The organism is Lachnoclostridium sp. An118, from assembly GCF_002160985.1.
In the GTDB taxonomy this organism is placed as follows: Bacteria; Bacillota; Clostridia; order Lachnospirales; family Lachnospiraceae; genus Claveliimonas; species Claveliimonas stercoravium.
This window is the reverse complement of sequence record NZ_NFLQ01000008.1, coordinates 1-15,947: the sequence shown is the minus strand read 5'-3', so window position 1 is coordinate 15,947 and position 15,947 is coordinate 1. Positions and strand designations below refer to the sequence as shown.

17 protein-coding genes and 1 pseudogene are annotated in these 15,947 nt (G+C 54.2%); 7 read left to right on the top strand and 11 right to left on the bottom strand.

Annotation, left to right across the window (positions count from 1 at the left end):
* Positions 1-219 precede the first annotated feature (219 nt).
* Both B5E62_RS08395 and B5E62_RS08390 read left to right on the top strand, forming a co-directional pair.
* Positions 220-1,254, top strand: a complete 1,035-nt coding sequence (locus B5E62_RS08395) for a proline racemase family protein (protein ID WP_087174171.1) — start codon at positions 220-222, stop codon at positions 1,252-1,254.
* Between the two features lie 111 nt (positions 1,255-1,365).
* Entirely contained in the window at positions 1,366-1,953 is a 588-nt protein-coding gene (locus B5E62_RS08390; protein WP_087174170.1) for a TetR/AcrR family transcriptional regulator, read from the top strand.
* A gap of 103 nt (positions 1,954-2,056) precedes the next feature.
* On the opposite strand, the gene B5E62_RS08385 is transcribed toward B5E62_RS08390, so the two are convergent.
* From B5E62_RS08385 to B5E62_RS08370, 4 genes and pseudogenes are all read right to left on the bottom strand, one after another.
* Entirely contained in the window at positions 2,057-2,293 is a 237-nt protein-coding gene (locus B5E62_RS08385) for a DUF3343 domain-containing protein (protein ID WP_087174169.1), read from the bottom strand.
* On the bottom strand, positions 2,293-2,496 hold the full coding sequence (locus B5E62_RS08380; protein WP_087174168.1) for a sulfurtransferase TusA family protein: 204 nt from the start codon (positions 2,494-2,496) through the stop codon (positions 2,293-2,295). The genes B5E62_RS08385 and B5E62_RS08380 overlap by 1 nt, the downstream gene beginning before the upstream one ends.
* Before the next feature lie 38 nt (positions 2,497-2,534).
* Positions 2,535-3,638, bottom strand: coding sequence for a YedE family putative selenium transporter (yedE, locus tag B5E62_RS08375; RefSeq protein WP_087174167.1), 1,104 nt, complete (start codon positions 3,636-3,638; stop codon positions 2,535-2,537).
* 66 nt (positions 3,639-3,704) lie between these two features.
* A pseudogene (locus B5E62_RS08370) lies at positions 3,705-4,871 on the bottom strand (aminotransferase class V-fold PLP-dependent enzyme); the annotation flags it as partial.
* A 368-nt stretch (positions 4,872-5,239) separates the two neighbouring features.
* On the opposite strand from B5E62_RS08370, the gene B5E62_RS08365 reads away from it, so the two are divergent.
* Positions 5,240-5,545 carry a hypothetical protein gene (locus B5E62_RS08365; protein WP_143468829.1) on the top strand — a complete coding sequence of 102 codons (306 nt, stop codon included), beginning with the start codon at positions 5,240-5,242 and terminating at the stop codon, positions 5,543-5,545.
* A gap of 167 nt (positions 5,546-5,712) precedes the next feature.
* On the opposite strand, the gene B5E62_RS08360 is transcribed toward B5E62_RS08365, so the two are convergent.
* From B5E62_RS08360 to yedF, 5 genes are read right to left on the bottom strand one after another with little or no spacing between them, the layout of a single operon-like run.
* A complete protein-coding gene (locus tag B5E62_RS08360; protein ID WP_087174164.1) occupies positions 5,713-6,615 on the bottom strand; it encodes a selenium metabolism-associated LysR family transcriptional regulator in 903 nt (300 codons plus the stop codon).
* The gene (gene selB, locus B5E62_RS08355) at positions 6,615-8,528 is read right to left on the bottom strand and encodes a selenocysteine-specific translation elongation factor (protein WP_087174163.1); all 1,914 of its coding nucleotides are present in this window, start codon (positions 8,526-8,528) and stop codon (positions 6,615-6,617) included. Before selB ends, B5E62_RS08360 begins: the two co-directional genes overlap by 1 nt.
* On the bottom strand, positions 8,525-9,940 hold the full coding sequence (selA, locus tag B5E62_RS08350) for an L-seryl-tRNA(Sec) selenium transferase (protein WP_087174162.1): 1,416 nt from the start codon (positions 9,938-9,940) through the stop codon (positions 8,525-8,527). The genes selB and selA overlap by 4 nt, the downstream gene beginning before the upstream one ends.
* A gap of 33 nt (positions 9,941-9,973) precedes the next feature.
* The gene (gene selD / locus B5E62_RS08345) at positions 9,974-11,014 is read right to left on the bottom strand and encodes a selenide, water dikinase SelD (RefSeq protein ID WP_087174161.1); all 1,041 of its coding nucleotides are present in this window, start codon (positions 11,012-11,014) and stop codon (positions 9,974-9,976) included.
* Positions 11,015-11,048: 34 nt separating this feature from the next.
* Positions 11,049-11,657: a sulfurtransferase-like selenium metabolism protein YedF gene (yedF, locus tag B5E62_RS08340; RefSeq protein WP_087174160.1), complete on the bottom strand. Its 609-nt coding sequence runs from the start codon at positions 11,655-11,657 to the stop codon at positions 11,049-11,051.
* A 220-nt stretch (positions 11,658-11,877) separates the two neighbouring features.
* Between yedF and B5E62_RS08335 the strand changes: the two genes are divergently transcribed.
* From B5E62_RS08335 to nagB, 3 genes are all read left to right on the top strand, one after another.
* Entirely contained in the window at positions 11,878-12,735 is an 858-nt protein-coding gene (locus B5E62_RS08335; RefSeq protein WP_087174159.1) for a class I SAM-dependent methyltransferase, read from the top strand.
* A 133-nt stretch (positions 12,736-12,868) separates the two neighbouring features.
* A complete protein-coding gene (locus B5E62_RS08330; RefSeq protein ID WP_087174285.1) occupies positions 12,869-13,471 on the top strand; it encodes a carbohydrate-binding family 9-like protein in 603 nt (200 codons plus the stop codon).
* A gap of 49 nt (positions 13,472-13,520) precedes the next feature.
* The gene (gene nagB, locus B5E62_RS08325) at positions 13,521-14,258 is read left to right on the top strand and encodes a glucosamine-6-phosphate deaminase (protein ID WP_087174158.1); all 738 of its coding nucleotides are present in this window, start codon (positions 13,521-13,523) and stop codon (positions 14,256-14,258) included.
* Between the two features lie 178 nt (positions 14,259-14,436).
* Here the strand turns inward: nagB and B5E62_RS17065 are convergent, their stop codons facing one another.
* Both B5E62_RS17065 and B5E62_RS08320 read right to left on the bottom strand, forming a co-directional pair.
* Positions 14,437-14,598, bottom strand: a complete 162-nt coding sequence (locus tag B5E62_RS17065; protein ID WP_164488607.1) for a hypothetical protein — start codon at positions 14,596-14,598, stop codon at positions 14,437-14,439.
* Positions 14,599-14,620: 22 nt separating this feature from the next.
* Positions 14,621-14,878 carry a hypothetical protein gene (locus B5E62_RS08320; protein WP_087174157.1) on the bottom strand — a complete coding sequence of 86 codons (258 nt, stop codon included), beginning with the start codon at positions 14,876-14,878 and terminating at the stop codon, positions 14,621-14,623.
* A gap of 267 nt (positions 14,879-15,145) precedes the next feature.
* Here B5E62_RS08320 and B5E62_RS08315 point away from each other — a divergent pair, with 267 nt between their 5' ends.
* Positions 15,146-15,805 (top strand): YczE/YyaS/YitT family protein, encoded by a 660-nt coding sequence (locus tag B5E62_RS08315; RefSeq protein WP_330398071.1) that lies wholly within the window; start codon positions 15,146-15,148, stop codon positions 15,803-15,805.
* Positions 15,806-15,947: the final 142 nt, after the last annotated feature.

Here is a 15,947-nt window from a genome sequence, read left to right as displayed (position 1 = left end):
TTCAAGGCATTTCCCCCATAATAGTTAATATAAAGGTGAACGGCATACTAGACAAGGGACTAGAATACGGTCTAATCGTTAATTTTCCAACGATTTGCTGCTGTTTTTCGTATAAGACATGGAGGAAACATGGGGGTTTCTGAAATGTTTTTATAAAAAACTTATAGATTTTATCTATGAGGAAACATTTATTTTTCTTATTCTAAGGAGGTAGTAATTATGGAGTTAAAAGCTAACGTTAACTTCGACCGCTTTGAGGCTGCTCTGCAGGTTGTAGACGCCCACACCGAAGGCGAGTTCTGCCGTGTTGTTTATGGCGGATTCCCGGAGCCGGAAGGCAACACAATGATCGAGAAGAAAAAATGGATGGAGAAGAACTATGACCAGGTACGTACTGCTCTGATGTTCGAGCCAAGAGGGCATCACGATATGTTTGGTGCTTTCCTGTGCAAGCCGGTTGACCCAGAGGCTTCCTTTGGCGTTATGTTCATGGATACAGGCGGATACCTGAACATGTGCGGACACTGCACGATCGGTGCTGTCACAGTAGCTGTTGAGGCTGGCTTCGTTGAGTCCCACGAGGGCGAGAACGACGTGGTACTCGAAGCTCCTGCCGGACTGATCCGCACAAAGGCCATGGTAAAGAACGGCAAGGTTGAGAGCGTTACTCTGACAAACGTTCCCGCATTTGTTTACAAAGAGAACCAGAAAGTGACGATCGACGGAAAAGAGATCAGCTTCACCATCTCCTTCGGCGGAAGCTTCTTCGCCCTGGTCGACACCTCACAGCTTGATATCGGAGAAATCAACGGAAAGACCGTTCCGGCTTACACAGAGCTTGGTATGAAGATGCTGGATGTCATCAACAAGGAAATCCCTGTAAAGCATCCGCTGCTTGACATCGACACAGTTGATCTTGTTGAGTTCTACGGACCGACTCCGAATCCGGACAAGGCTGACTTAAGAAACGTTGTTATCTTCGGCGATGCCATGGCTGACCGTTCACCCTGCGGAACAGGTACAAGCGCGAAGCTGGCTACTCTCCATCACTGGGGAGAGATCAAGGTTGGCGAGGAATTCCGTTATGAAAGCTTCATGGGAAGCCTCTTCAAGGGCGTGATCAAAGAGACAACAAAGGTTGCTGACTATGATGCAGTTATCCCGATGATCACAGGAAGCGCATATCTGACAGGTGTCGCTACATACCTGATCGATCCGGAAGATCCGCTGAAATACGGCTTCCAGGTTGGCTAAACAAGGCCGAGCCGGGGGATATCGAGGATATTCTTTATATCAGGATAATCAGGGAGAGCGGTGAGGACCGCTCTCCTTTTGCTTTAACCGCTTTCAGAAAGGGATGAGAACATGGCAAAGAAACGGCAGTCCACCAAGAGCCGGATCGTAAAGGCAGCGTGGAACCTCTTTTACAAGAACGGCTACGACAACACGACCGTGGAAGACATCATCAACGCTTCCAAGACCTCCAAAGGAACCTTTTATCACTATTTCAAGGGGAAGGAAGCACTCCTGAACACTCTCTCCAATCTGTTTGACCAGAAGTACGAAGAGCTCTCTGTGTCCATGGATCCGGAGATGACTGTTTACGACAAGCTGCTCTACCTGAACCACGAGCTCTTTTTCATGATCGAGAGCAGCGTGGACCTCCACCTGCTGGCATACCTGTACTCCTCCCAGCTGGTCACCAAGGACAAGAAATCCCTCTCTGACAAGAAGAGATTTTATTTCCAGTGGGTCACCCAGCTTATCCAGGAGGGGCTGGATCGCGGGGAGTTCGCTCCCACATCCACCGCCACCGAGCTGATGGATGTCTACGCCATGTACGAGAGGGCACTTTTGTACGACTGGTCCCTGTTCAAGGGGAAATTCTCCCTGACAGAGAAGAGCGACAAGCTGCTCCCCCACGTCCTGGACACCTTCTGCAAGGGCCTCTGACAGGCCGGGAAGCGGACTGCGCTCCATCAAAAAAAGAGAGACTGCCGGGCTTCGCCTCGCGCAGTCTCTCTTCATTTTCTCTCAGCCGGTGTTCCCTCTGCTGTCACACCATGCACTCGTGGAGGGCTTCATTCTCTATCCCCGCCTCCTCCATCACCATGAGGAGAGCTTCCCGCTCCTCCAGGGCCGCACACCACGCAAGCCCGCAGCCTGCGGATATCGCCCTGGGCACGGGGATCAGACGGCCGGGGGCATTTTTTTCCTTGCACGTCTTCTCCATAGCCATAGCGTCTGCTGTTGTGTGAAATGTTACTACCAGCTTTAATTCTTTTTTTCTCATTACTCGATCACTACTTCAAAGCAACCGTCTTTCTCTGTTGACACTGCCTTCTTCCCGTGGTCTTTTGCATATTTTTCCACGTTCATCTTCTGGTGAGGCTCACTGACGAGCACCTTTACCGGGCCGTCTGCATTCTTCAGGGCCTGTGCGGTCAGCATCAAAGGCTCCGGGCAGGAAAGACCTCTTGCATCTACTTCCTTCATATTATTTTACCTTCTTTCCTAGAATAACATATTTGAAACTATTTTGCACTCTCTCTTTTATTTGTGAACGCGATGACAAAGCATACAATGATACAGATGATCACCGCCACCTTTCCGGCAGGTGTAGCCGCTCCTGCGACTACCTCTCCCGTCTCTGCGTTGAGAGCTGTTCCGCTGGAAGCAAGTCCAAGGTTATGGCACAGAGCAGCGCCAAAGAACAGGCCCAGCACCGTCACAGCGGAGTCTGAGGATCCCTGGCCCGCAAGGACAAGCTGGCGCAGCGGGCATCCACCTGCAAGCACGGCCGCAAAGCCCACCGCATACATGCCCAGGATGTTCCACAGGTGCTCGGAGTGGGCGATGATACCCGGTGTGTCAAATCCAGGCTTGAAGTTTCCTGTGGCGATATTGTAGATCAGCATGACAACAAAAAGGCCCGCGATCACAGTGAGAAGGTCAAAGTTCTTCATCAGGACCACGTCTCGGATGCTGCCCGCGAAGCACATTCTTGATTTCTGGGCAAATGCGCCGAAGATCAGGCCGCCGATGAGGGAGATGATGATGGGCGCGTGCATGCTTCCCGGTCCTGCCTCGCTGGACTTGAGAAGCGTGGTACACAGAGCAAGCAGCAGGATGCCCACCATGATGGCCGGCAGCACCACGCCGCTGGACTTCTGGGCTTCATGAGCCCGTCCAAGGCTGAAGCCCTGTTTCAGGGCAAAGGCCCCCGTGGCAACGCCCAGGATAAAGCCGATCAGGGCCACCCAGGCATTCAGGTCGCCTGCGGACATACGGATCACCATACGAAGCGGGCATCCCAGGAATACCAGGGAACCGATCATGATGACCATTCCCAGGATAAAGCGGATCATGGGTGAAGACCCGGCCGTGGAACGATACTCCCTGGTAGCTACTGAGATCGCGAAGGCGCCGAGAACGATGCCTATGATCTCAGGGCGGGCATACTGTACTGTATCTGCCTGGTGCATGCCCAGTGCTCCCGCTGTATCGCGGACAAAGCAGGCGATACAGATCGCCATATTGGCCGGGTTTCCGAAGTATGCGAGAGCTGCAGCTACAAGTCCACATACCACCCCTGCCAGCGCAAGTTTTTTCTTTGAGTCTGACAAGTTAAAATTCATTTGTACTTCCTCCTTTTACTCTCCTTCACTCAAGAAAACAAATTCACCAAAAGCCTGCGGGAACTGCTATTCCTCATCCCGCGCAAGCTCCCGGACGGCTCTTATGGCCGTCTCTACCTCCTCATCCGTGGTGTAGTGGGAAAAGCTGAACCTTACCGCCCCCTGCTCCACCGTTCCCAGGGCCTGGTGCATCAGAGGCGCACAGTGGGCTCCGGGTCTTGTGGAAATTCCATATTCTGTAAGAAGTTCATCGCCAACTTCTGAGGAGTCATAGTCACCGATATTGAGGGAGACAATGGGACATCTCTCCCCTCCGGAAAAATCTCCGTACACAGTAATGCCGGGAATATCTTTTACTCCATGGTAGAAATCCCACATGCATTCCTGCTCTCTTTTGCGGATCTTGTCCATGCCGGTCCGCTCGATATACTCCACGGCCGCGTGGAGTCCCGCTATGCCGTGTCCGTTCATGGTACCCGCCTCCAGAGCTGTCGGCATCTGGGAGGGATGGGTCCTGCTGTAGGTCTGAACGCCACTGCCGCCGCTCTTTAAAGGCCGTACTTTGACGCCCTCCCTCACGTACATGCCACCTGTCCCCTGGGGGCCAAGGAGGCCCTTGTGGCCTGTAAAGCAGAGGATGTCTATGTGCATCTTCTCCACATCGATAGGAAACACGCCTGCCGTCTGGGAGGCGTCCACAATAAAGAGCAGGCCGTGCCCCGAGGCGATCTCCCCTACTCTCTCAATGTCCACCAGATTGCCTGTCAGGTTGGACCCATGCGTACATACAATGGCCTTCGTCTCCGGACAGATGGCTTTCTCAATATCATCATACTCAATGCATCCCTTTTTATCGCTTTCCACGATGGTCAGGCGGACGCCCTTCTCCTCCATCTCATACAGAGGCCTCAGCACGGAATTGTGCTCCAGCATAGTGGTGATCACATGGTCTCCGGGATCCAGGACTCCCTTGATAGCTGTGTTCAGACTCTCGGTGGAATTGCTGGTGAAAACCAGCTGGCGGGGGTCCTTCCCCCCAAAAAAGTGACAGAGCTTCTCTCTCGTGTCATATATAGTCCTCGATGCTTCCAGAGAAGCCGAGTGGGCTCCCCTGCCGGCGTTTCCCATGGACTGCATGGCTGTCACCACCGCCCGGATCACTTCCTCCGGCTTCTGCATCGTCGTTGCCGCATTATCCAGATAGATCATTTTCATTCCCCCAATCTGTCTTCTGGCTTCCTTCTTAGTATACTTCCCCTTATGTCTTTACGTCTAATCGTTAAAATCAATATATGGATTTTACTTATTTGTATTTTCTATAAATCACACAGCCCTACTGCCTCAATATCGCTCTCCGCAGGGAAACGCCCTGTAGCCTTCCATTCCGATCGCAGGACATAATACGCCGCCTTATTTATTGTATTTTTCTATCACTATGATATTTTATCAAAATTACCAATTGGACACCCCTCTTTTTTCTCTTGTATAGTTAATCTTGAAACATGAGGGATAAGGGGAGTAGGAATGGCGGAAATATGAAGAAAAAGCTACTATTATTAATCGCAGCCGCCTTATCAGCAGGAATGTCAGTAACTGGCGCTATGGACGCCAAAGCAGGAGACAGCGAAATTTTTATCCCCGACACGCATCTGCGCCAGGTCATCTGCGACACGCTGGGAAAAGCATACGACTCAGTCATCACAGAGGATGAAATGCTCTCTATTACTGAACTGAGCAGCGACCATCTTCCACAGATAGAAAGCCCGGCAGAACATTCACGGCCGTCATCCGAGGGGAGAGCTCTTCTGAAAGTAATACAGGCCAGACGCCTGGGACTCCGGCATCCTCCGGCGGCACCGATACTGCTGATGCCCAAACCGTTCCCCGGACAGGTGACACCCACATAGTTATCTGCTGGCTGTTCATTGCTTTGCTTGCTTCACTGGGAACAGCTGTTACAGCAAAGAAAAAATATTCTGAATAGCTTCCTGACATGTCAGGGCCCCGCACAAAAACCAGTGCGAGGCCCTTTTTTACGTAATTTGCTATGTTGACCAAAGTTTGCTCCAGAAACTTATTTAATGTCGTAGATCTCCTTCACCGTCTTTATAAACCGCTGTGCTGACCTGGTCAGAGGATGGTTCTTGTTGTACACAAGGTTCAGGTCCCTTCCCTCGTCCGCCTCGGGAATGGGGAACTCCAGCACCCGGCCGCTCTCCACCTCGTTCTTGGCCGCCAGCCTGGACAGTATGGAGATGCCCATGCCCTGGGTGACCGATTTCTTTATGGTCTCCTGGTTGGCGATGCTGGCGATGATGCGCAGACGCTCCGTCCGTATCCCCAGGTGGCGAAGCTGCTTTTCCGCCTCCTTGCGGGTGCCGGACCCCTCCTCCCGCATGATGACGCTCTCTTCCTGTATCCAGGAGATATCGCCGCCCATCCTCTTGTACTCCTGGTATTTCTCCGTGTTCGGGGTGATGACCACAAGCTGGTCCTTATAGAAGGGAATGTACTTGCAGAATTTTTTCTCCAGCACAGTCCCGGTGAATCCTATGTCCACAGACCCCTCCGCCACCTGCTCCGCCACCTGGGCGCTGTCCGACTCCAGGATCCTGAGCTGTTCGCCGGGATGTTTCTCGTTAAATCTGGTCAGGATATCGGGGAGAAGATACTGCGCGGGAATGGTGGAGGCTGCGATCGTGACACACTTTGCCTCCTCCTCGTGTCTGCCGAACTCTTCTTTTATCTTTTCTGTCAGATCCAGGATCTGGCGCGCGTAGGTGTACAGCTTCTTCCCCTCAGGGGAGAGGTCCACCTCTTTTGTGTTCCGCACGAAAACCCTTGTATCCAGTTCTTTTTCCAGGGAGGCGATGTGGGCGCTGATAGTAGGCTGGGTCAGGAACAGCTTCTTCGCCGCTTTCGAGAAGCTGCCGGACTGCGCCACCTCCACAAACGCCTCCAATTGTTTTAAATTCATCAGTATGCTACCCTTTCACTTTCCGCGCCCGTCTTCCTTGTGACCTTGACAGTGTCCATGTACTCCAGGATCGGCTTGGCGCTCTTCCTGCTTGTGTGGAACATGTCGCGGACCTGGGCGATGGTGATCACAGGCTCCTCCTTCAGTTTTTCCCGTATTTTCTCTTTTGCCTGCTCCATGTAGGATGACAGGGTGTACATCTCCTCTGTCACCTTCACGACCTGCTTTTCCTCCAGAAGGATATTCAGGATATCGTCCTCCACCTCCTGGCTCACTCCCTTTACAGGTATCTCTCCGTACCGCACAAAGTCAAACCCGGCCTTCTCCATAGCCTCCAGGAGAGCTCCGGACACCTGCTGGTAGAGACTGTCTTTGCGGACCTGATAGTCCGGCGTGCAGAGGAATTCCTCCACTCTCCTGACAGCCTGCTCATCCTCCAGCCGGCTGATGTACAGGTCGAATACGTTGGGCTTTATCTTCGGGAAAAGCGCCGTGTGGATCTGCGCTTTCTTCATACCGTAGCGGTAGGGATATTTCTTCTCGTAATCCGCAAGGTCTCCCAGGATCCGCTCTCTGGCACGAGCCGCGGCCTGCCTGTGCCACACATAGGTGTCTTTCCTCATGGGAAATACCAGGACAGTCCCCTCCTTTTCCAGCTCCTCCACATCCCGGGTAACCTCATCTGCGGTGAGGGCTGTCAGCTTGGACAGCTCCGCCAGGGTGATCATGGTTTCCCCGTGGGAGCGCACGTGCATCTCCACTACATCCGCCGTAGAGCCGGACTCCTTCCTCTCCAGGTCCTCGATGACCTGCTGCTGGAAGCGCCGATGGACAGCCGGATTGGGTTCCAGGATCACGCCGCCTCCGATAGTCTCCATAGGCGAATAGAAACGGACAACGAATTTGTCCCCCTTCTTTACGGCAATCTCCTCCTCCAGCCGAAGCTGCACGTATCCGTCCTCTCCCGGCCCGATCTCCTCTCGGTCCAGCAGGACCGCGCGGCAGAGGATCTCGCTTGTGCCGGTGAAGAGATGGAGGCGCGCATGGTTGGTCAGCACCCGCATGGAGGAGTCCAGGATGCGCATCTTTACGTCCAGAAGGTCCGTATTTTTCATGCTGTCCGGGGGTGCCAGTACGCAGCCCCTCTTGATCTCCCTCTTTTTGATATTGGAAAGGTTGACCGCCACCCTCTGTCCGGCAAAGCATTTGTCCACATCCTCTCCATGGACCTGTATGCTCCGTATCTTGCTGGTCCTTCCGATGGGATACATCTCCAGTGTATCTTCCCTGGTGATAGTCCCGCTGAGGAGAGTTCCCGTGATGATGGTCCCAAAGCCCTGGAGGGAAAAGGCTCTGTCGACAGGCAGGCGGGGAATGGTGTCCGTATCCTTCTCCTCCACCTCTTCCTCCGCCATCCTCTGGATCACCTCCACCAGATAGGGCAGGCCCTCTCCGGTCGCAGCGGAAACCCGCACTACCGGCGCCTTCTCCAGGAAGGTGCCTGACAGCTCTTCTTTTATTTCTTCCTCCACGAGCTCCAGCCAGTCCTCCTCCACCAGGTCGCATTTGTTCAGGACGATGATACTCTTCTCAATACCCAGCAGATTCAGGATGTCCATGTGCTCCCGGGTCTGGGGCATGATGCCCTCGTCCGCAGCCACCACAAGGAGAACCAGGTCCATGCCCACCACGCCGGCCACCATGTTGTTGATGAACTTCTCATGGCCGGGCACGTCGATGATGCCCGCCCGGTCTCCCCCGGGCAGGTCAAACCAGGTGAAGCCAAGGTCAATGGTGATCCCCCGGCGCTGCTCCTCCTCCCACCGGTCCGTGTTTCTCCCGGTGAGGGCTTTTATGAGTGTGGTCTTGCCGTGGTCGATGTGGCCCGCTGTTCCGATGATAATATGTTTCACTGTTCCGGCACCTCCAGTTCCTCAAGCCCGCCAAGCTCCCGGGCTGCCAGGACCGCGTCCTTCACTGTCACGGTCCGCATGTCCATGAGTATGGTATCATTGACCACCCTGGGGATGATGGGCACCGGCAGGCGGCGCATCCGCTCCTCCAGCTCGGGTACGGTGATCCTTTCAGGTGAGATGGCCACCCCCCAGCTGTCCAGTCTCTCCAGGGGCAGAGAGCCGCCGCCGATCTGGGACTGGCAGGGGACCACCTCTATCCCCGCGGCCAGATGCAGCCTTCTCAGTCTCCGCGCAAAGGAGTCTGCCGCCCTCTTCACCTCATGGGCAGGCTGTGTGATCATCTTAAGGACCGGCACATTGCGGACAGCCTTCTCCTCTGACAGGTACTCATGGAGTACCAGCTCCAGAGCCGCGGCCGTGAACTTGTCGATCCGCAGCGCCCTGGTGAGCTGGTTTTTCTTCATCATATCGATGTATTTCTTCTTCCCCACGATGATGCCGGCCTGAGGGCCGCCAAGGAGCTTGTCCCCGCTGAAACAGACCACGTCCGCGCCCTTTTCTATGGAGCTGCGCACCGTGGGCTCGTATGTAAGTCCGTATCTGGAAAGGTCGATGAGCACGCCGCTTCCCAGATCCTCGATGACAGGGATATCCTTCTCCCTGGCCAGCGGGATGAGCTCATCAATCTCCACGGTCTCTGTAAATCCGACGATCCGGTAGTTGCTCGTGTGGACCTTGAGGAGGGCACTGGTCTCCTCTGTCACCGCCTCCTCGTAGTCTGAGAGGTGGGTCTTGTTCGTAGTCCCCACCTCCACCAGGGTGGCGCCGCTCTGCTCCATCACATCGGGAATACGGAATTTCCCTCCGATCTCCACCAGCTCGCCCCTGGAGACCACCACCTCTCCGCCCTTGGCCAGAGAGCTCAGGATGAGCATGACGGCCGCCGCGTTATTGTTTACGGCCATAGCTGCCTCGGCCCCCGTGAGCCGGCACAGAAGCTGCTCAAAATGGGAGTATCTCTCCCCTCTCTTCCCTGCCTCCAGGTTGTATTCCAGATTGGAGTACCCGCTCACAATGTCTGCGGCCTTTTTCAAATGCTCCCCGGAAATAGGGGCCCGGCCCAGATTGGTGTGCAGGATCGTCCCTGTACCGTTGATCACCTTTCTCATATTGGGTGTATTGATGGCTTTGACACGCTCCTCAATATCGGCCTTCAGCCGCTCTGTCTTGGCCCGGGCCTCCTCCTCATCCCGGCAGGCCCCGATAAAGGCCCGCAGGGCATCTGTCTCCGTCCGTATCGCCTCCATGACCGTATCCCGGCTGTAGGCGCCGATCAGCCCCTGTATTTCCTCATCCGCCAGCAGAACATCCACCTTGGGTATGCTGCGGTATAACTTACTTTTATCCATATTCCCTTCCTCGCATCCTGTTGGATATGACCGTCAGGAGAGGACGATCAGCTTGTCGCTTTTCGGCCCCACCTTCCCGATCACGGATACCTTTGTATCCATATGCGCATGTTCAAAGTCGCGCATCACACTCTCCAGCTCCTCCGGCGCCACAGATAGGAGCAGGCCTCCTGATGTCTGCGGGTCGTACAGAAGATCGATATAGTGCTCCTCCACGCCTCCGGTCTCTACCTTGTTCATGGAGTAGCCTCTGTTCTTGTATGCCCCGGCGGGCACAAGGCCCATCTTCGCATAGTCTATAGCGTCCTCCATGTAGGCGATGTCGCGGACGCGCAGCTCAAATGTCACCTCACTGGCCTCTGCCATCTCCACACAGTGCCCGAGAAGCCCGAACCCTGTGATATCCGTGCAGGCTGATACGTGGTATCTCTCCGCCACCTTCTTTGCCTTTTTGTTCAGAGACGCCATCACAGTCTGGGTCTCCCGTATAGCGGAGGGAGACGCCATCTCCGCTTTCACGGCCGTGTTGATGATACCGCTCCCGATCTGCTTGGTGAGCACCAGCACATCCCCCGGCCTGCACCCGTAGTTCTTAAATATCCTCTGCGGATGCACGAAGCCGGACACGCACAGGCCGTACTTGGGCTCATCGTCCTGTACGGAATGCCCGCCCACCAGGACAGCTCCGGCCTCCTTCACCTTGTCAGCTCCTCCCGCCAGGATATCTCCCAGGATGGCGGGGTCAAGGCAGTTCGGGAATCCGACGATGTTCAGGGCCACCGCCGGCTCACCGCCCATAGCCCACACATCACTCAGGGAATTGGCCGCCGCGATCTGGCCAAACATGTATGGGTCATCCACGATAGGAGTAAAAAAGTCCACGGTCTGGATCATGGCTATGTCGTCTGTTACCTTATAGATAGCTGCGTCGTCGGACGTCTCAATGCCGACGATCAGATTGTCGTCTTGGAATTTCGGCAGCTTGCTCAGAACCTGAGCAAGGGTCTCCGGACCTATTTTGGCCGCTCATCCCGCTGTCTTGCTGAGGGTGGTCAGTCTGACATCTGATTTCATAATAAAAATATCCTCCTTCGCTCTCCCGTCCCGTCTATGGGCGCAGGATCTTCGCAGCGCCGGCCATCGTCTCCACGATGCTGTACATGTTTGTCACAGATCCGACTGCCAGTTTCTCCTTCAGTCCGTAGTAGTCCAGGCATGTGCCGCATGTCTGGATCTCCACACCCTGGGCCTCCAGGGATTTCAGGTCCTCGAGACAGTCCGAGCCCTCGCAGGTGAGCGTGGCGCCGCCGTTATAGAATAACATGGTCTTAGGCAGTTCCTCAAGCTGTGTCACCGCAAAAATAAAGCTTTTTGCCAGAACTTTTCCAAGCTCGTCATTTCCCTCTCCCATCCGGTCTGACGCCATGACGACGATCATGTTGCCTCTCGCATCCGGGATGCAGGCTGTCTCCCCGGCTGCATCCGCTGCCGCCGGAGCTCCCTCCATCTGGATCGTCACCTTGTACTCGCCCTCCCCCAGCTTCTCGGAGGTCACCTTTCCGCCGCTTGAGGAAGCCATCTTTGTCACATTCTGTACGGAAATCTCATTGTCTACCAGGACCTCGATAGTCTCCGGGCCTGTCAGGGCCTGCATAGCCTTCTTTGTCTTGATGACCGGTACCGGGCATTTATCTCCCATTGCATTGACTGTGATCATACTGTATTCCACCTTTCTTCCGCGGGCTTTCCGCTCACTTATAGAAACATTCTATCACTGATAGTGCAAAAGGTAAAGGTCATATCCGTAATATTCCACAAATTTCAGAAACATATTCCCATTGGAATTGAAGGCATGTGAAAGGTATGCTATAATTCTCCGCACAGCGAGCTATTGTTAGCGAGATAGGATCAATAATGAAGAAGCGAGGTTGAGATATATGTGGATAGCTGACAACTGGAAGGATTACGAGGTGCTGGACTGCAGCGGAGGAGAAAAGCTGGAGCGCTGGGGCGACTATCTCCTGATCCGCCCGGACCCTCAGGTCATCTGGGACACTCCAAAGACACTGAAGGGCTGGCGAAAATGCAACGCCCACTACCACCGCAGCAAAAAGGGAGGCGGGGAGTGGGAGTTCTTTGACCTCCCCTCCCAGTGGACCATCCGTTACAAAAGCCTGACCTTTAACCTGAAGCCCTTCAGCTTTAAGCACACAGGCCTCTTCCCGGAGCAGGCAGCCAACTGGGACTGGTTTTCCGAAAAGATACGGCAGGCCGGACGCCCTGTCAAGGTGCTGAACCTCTTCGCCTATACAGGGGGCGCCACACTGGCTGCCGCTGCGGCCGGGGCCTCCGTGACCCACGTGGACGCCTCCAAGGGCATGGTCACCTGGGCACGGGAGAACGCTGTCTCCTCCGGGCTGAAGGACGCGCCCATACGGTGGCTGGTGGACGACTGCACCAAGTTCGTGGAGAGGGAGATACGCAGGGGTAACCACTACGACGCCATCATCATGGACCCGCCCTCCTACGGCAGGGGACCAAAAGGAGAGATCTGGAAGATCGAGGAGTCCATCCACCCCATTATCAAGCTGTGCACAAAGGTCCTGTCAGACAATCCCCTCTTTTTCCTGGTAAACTCCTACACCACAGGGCTGGCCCCGGCTGTGCTCACCTACATGCTGAGCACGGAGCTGAAGTCCTTTGGCGGGCATGTACAGTCCCAGGAGATTGCTCTTCCTGTGACGGCCTCAGGGCTCTTTCTCCCCTGCGGCGCCTCCGGCAGATGGGAGGCTTAAGGCGAGCCGCCAGGGATCGTTCAGGAAGAAAAGGACATGATTATAGCACAATAAATTGTTTTTTTTGCACTTTCATATTTTTCTTTTTGAAGCTGTTGTTTTTCTCTCCTTTGTCTGCTACATTGGAGACATGATGAATGTAAAGATATTAAAAGACAAAGAAGAACTGAATACTGTCGCCCCCTTCGAGATCACTCATCTTCTGTGGGGCACCTCCTCCATTCCCCGCACCTGCTTCTATATCGGGTTTGTGCCGGGGGATGGATTTTATGTGCGCATGGTATGCGAGGAAAAGGATCCAAGGAGAACCTATCAGTCCTACCTGGACCCGGTCTACCAGGACAGCGCCATGGAGGCCTTCCTTCTGTTTCCCCAGAAAGAGGACGCCTCCGGCACCTATCTGAATTTTGAGATCAACGCAAACGGCGCCCTTCTCGCCGGCTACGGTCCCTCCCGGACCTACCGGTCCTTTTTTTCCAGAGAGGAGGCCGAGCAGTTCCAGGCCAGGGCCGTCATCGAGGAGGACCGCTGGAGCGCTTCCTTCCACATCCCGCTTTCTGTGCTGGAGCGCATATACGGGCCTGTGAAGCTGGAAAAGGGAAGCACCTTTTACTGCAACTTCTACAAGATATCCGAGGCAGCGGACATCGAGCACTATGCGGCCTACGCCCCCATCACCTCCCCGGTGCCTTCCTTCCACATGCCGGAATACTTTGCAGAGGCTGTCCTTGTCTGAAAAAGCCTGATCTACATCTATATAAAATATTTTTGAGGAGGTTATCCATATGAAAATCTACAGAGCTACAGACTACCGCGACATGAGCCGCAAGGCGGCAAATATCATTTCCGCCCAGATCATCATGAAGCCTGACTGCGTGCTGGGTCTTGCCACAGGCTCCACCCCCATCGGTACATACGAGCAGCTGGTGGACTGGTACAGGAAGGGAGACCTGGATTTCTCCGCAGTCACCACAGTGAACCTGGACGAGTACAAAGGGCTCACAAAAGACAATGACCAGAGCTACTACTATTTCATGCACCACAATCTTTTCGACCATGTAAATATCCTCCCGGAAAACACACATCTCCCGGACGGCACAGAGCCCGACAGCGCCAGGGAGTGCGCCCGCTATGAGAGGCTGATCCAGTCTCTGGGCGGCGTGGACCTGCAGCTTCTGGGCCTGGGACACAACGGGCACATCGGATTCAACGAACCGGGTGAGGCCTTTGAGAAGGAGACCCACTGTGTAGACCTCCAGGAGAGCACCATCGAGGCAAACAAACGGTTCTTCGCCTCCGCAGACGATGTCCCCCGCCAGGCATACACAATGGGTATCAAGACCATCATGCAGGCAAGGAAGATCCTCCTGGTCGTAAACGGCGAGGGCAAGGCTGACATCGTGAGGGATGCCTTCTTCGGCCCGGTCACTCCCGCCGTCCCTGCCTCCATCCTCCAGATGCACAACGATGTGACTCTGGTGGCTGACGCAGCCGCCCTCTCAAAGGTTCCGGATTTCAACTAAGAGAGCGGGAGACAGAGCCCTGGTCTTCTGACAGACGATAAAAGCATGGACAGGAAGCGGCCTTTTTGCCTCCGTCCATGCTTTTTCTTATCCTCTCATTCCCTTGCCTCCGAGTCGGACAGAAGTCCGTCCATGTCAAGCACCAGCGCCTCTGTACTTCCCAGGCTCCCGGCACCCGTCAGAATTCAATTCCCTGTCCCAGGGCGTCCTTCAGGTAGCTGGTGACGTCCTCCAGCTTGCGGATCATCTGCTGCTTTTCCTCCCAGGCTTCCCCTTTCATCTCCTTATTTACAAGTGCGTTTTTTACATGCTTCAGTTCATGGATCAGTTCTTCTGTCATAACAGCGTCACTCCTTCACTCCTTATTTTTCTCCGGACGGAAGACCGTTGTCAGCCAACCCCATTTCCCGCTTCAGCGGTTCATCGGGGATATCCTTCGCCTCGTCCACTCGCTTCCAGAACTGAGCGAGAGCAAAGGCAGTCCTGCTTCCAAAACGGAGTCTTCCGATCTCTCCGTTCATCCCAAATCCTCTTGTGCCAAGCCAGTATTCCATGAGCATCCAGCACACTGCCACCAGCGCTGCCGCAAAAAGAATGATCAAAAGAATTTCTCTCGTCATAGCTTCCGCCTCCCTTCGTATCTTTTCTATAATTGTAGTTCCTTTTCTTGCATTAGTCAATTATTTATCTGATAATTATTGTTTTCATTTTTGTTTGTTGCACTTTTCTTTTAAAAATCGCAGCCTTGCGGCCATATAGGCAGGTACAGTTTCTCCCGAAAATGTTATAATAGAGAAGTCAGCAGGTAAATCAAGAGTCCCTCTTTCCTCTGACAGACATTTCGGCATCCCTCGGTGATGCCACATTTTCAGAAAGGAATGACCGTATTGAACAAACTGACTACTTACATTCTAAAGCGCTATCTGCTCCTTTTTGCGGGCCTGACCATCATGTCCTTCGGCGTGGCCTTTTCCATCAAGGCAAGCCTCGGCACTTCTCCCATATCCAGCGTTCCCTATGTGTTGAGCCTTTTTTCTCCTCTGACTGTGGGGACAGCCACCATTGCCATGCACTGCGTCTTCATCCTCCTGCAGATCCTGATCCTTCGGAAAAACTATCATCCCATCCAGCTCATGCAGCTCCCGGTAGCCTTTTTCTTCGGCTATCTGACGGATTTCGGCGTGTGGGCCGTGCAGGGGATCTCGTGCCACACATACTGGCAGCAGTGGCTCGTCTGCCTTGCAGGCATCCTGCTTGTGGCAGCCGGTGTCAGCCTGGAGGTGAAAGCCGGCGTGGTGGTACTGGCCGGGGAAGGGGTGGTGCTGGCCATCTGCAGGGCTGTCCCCTCCCTCAGGTTCGGCTACATGAAGGTGTGCTTTGATGTAACTCTCGTCCTTACCGCCATCCTGCTGTCTCTCGTCTTCACAGGCAGCCTCCAGGGTGTCCGGGAGGGGACCGTGGCAGCGGCAGTCATGGTGGGGCTCATCGCCAAACAGTTCGGCAGGGTGCTGTCCAGGTGGAGGCTGGAGGACGAGCAGAGCGCATAAGGATGACAGAGCGTATAAAGATGACTGAAGTGAAAAGTTTATTTCCACTTTGAAAAACGGGAAAAGAAAAGTGGCAATTACTCTTACAAAAATGAGTGATTGCTGCTTTTTCTGTTTTATTAAGTAGGAATAAGTGTTACAC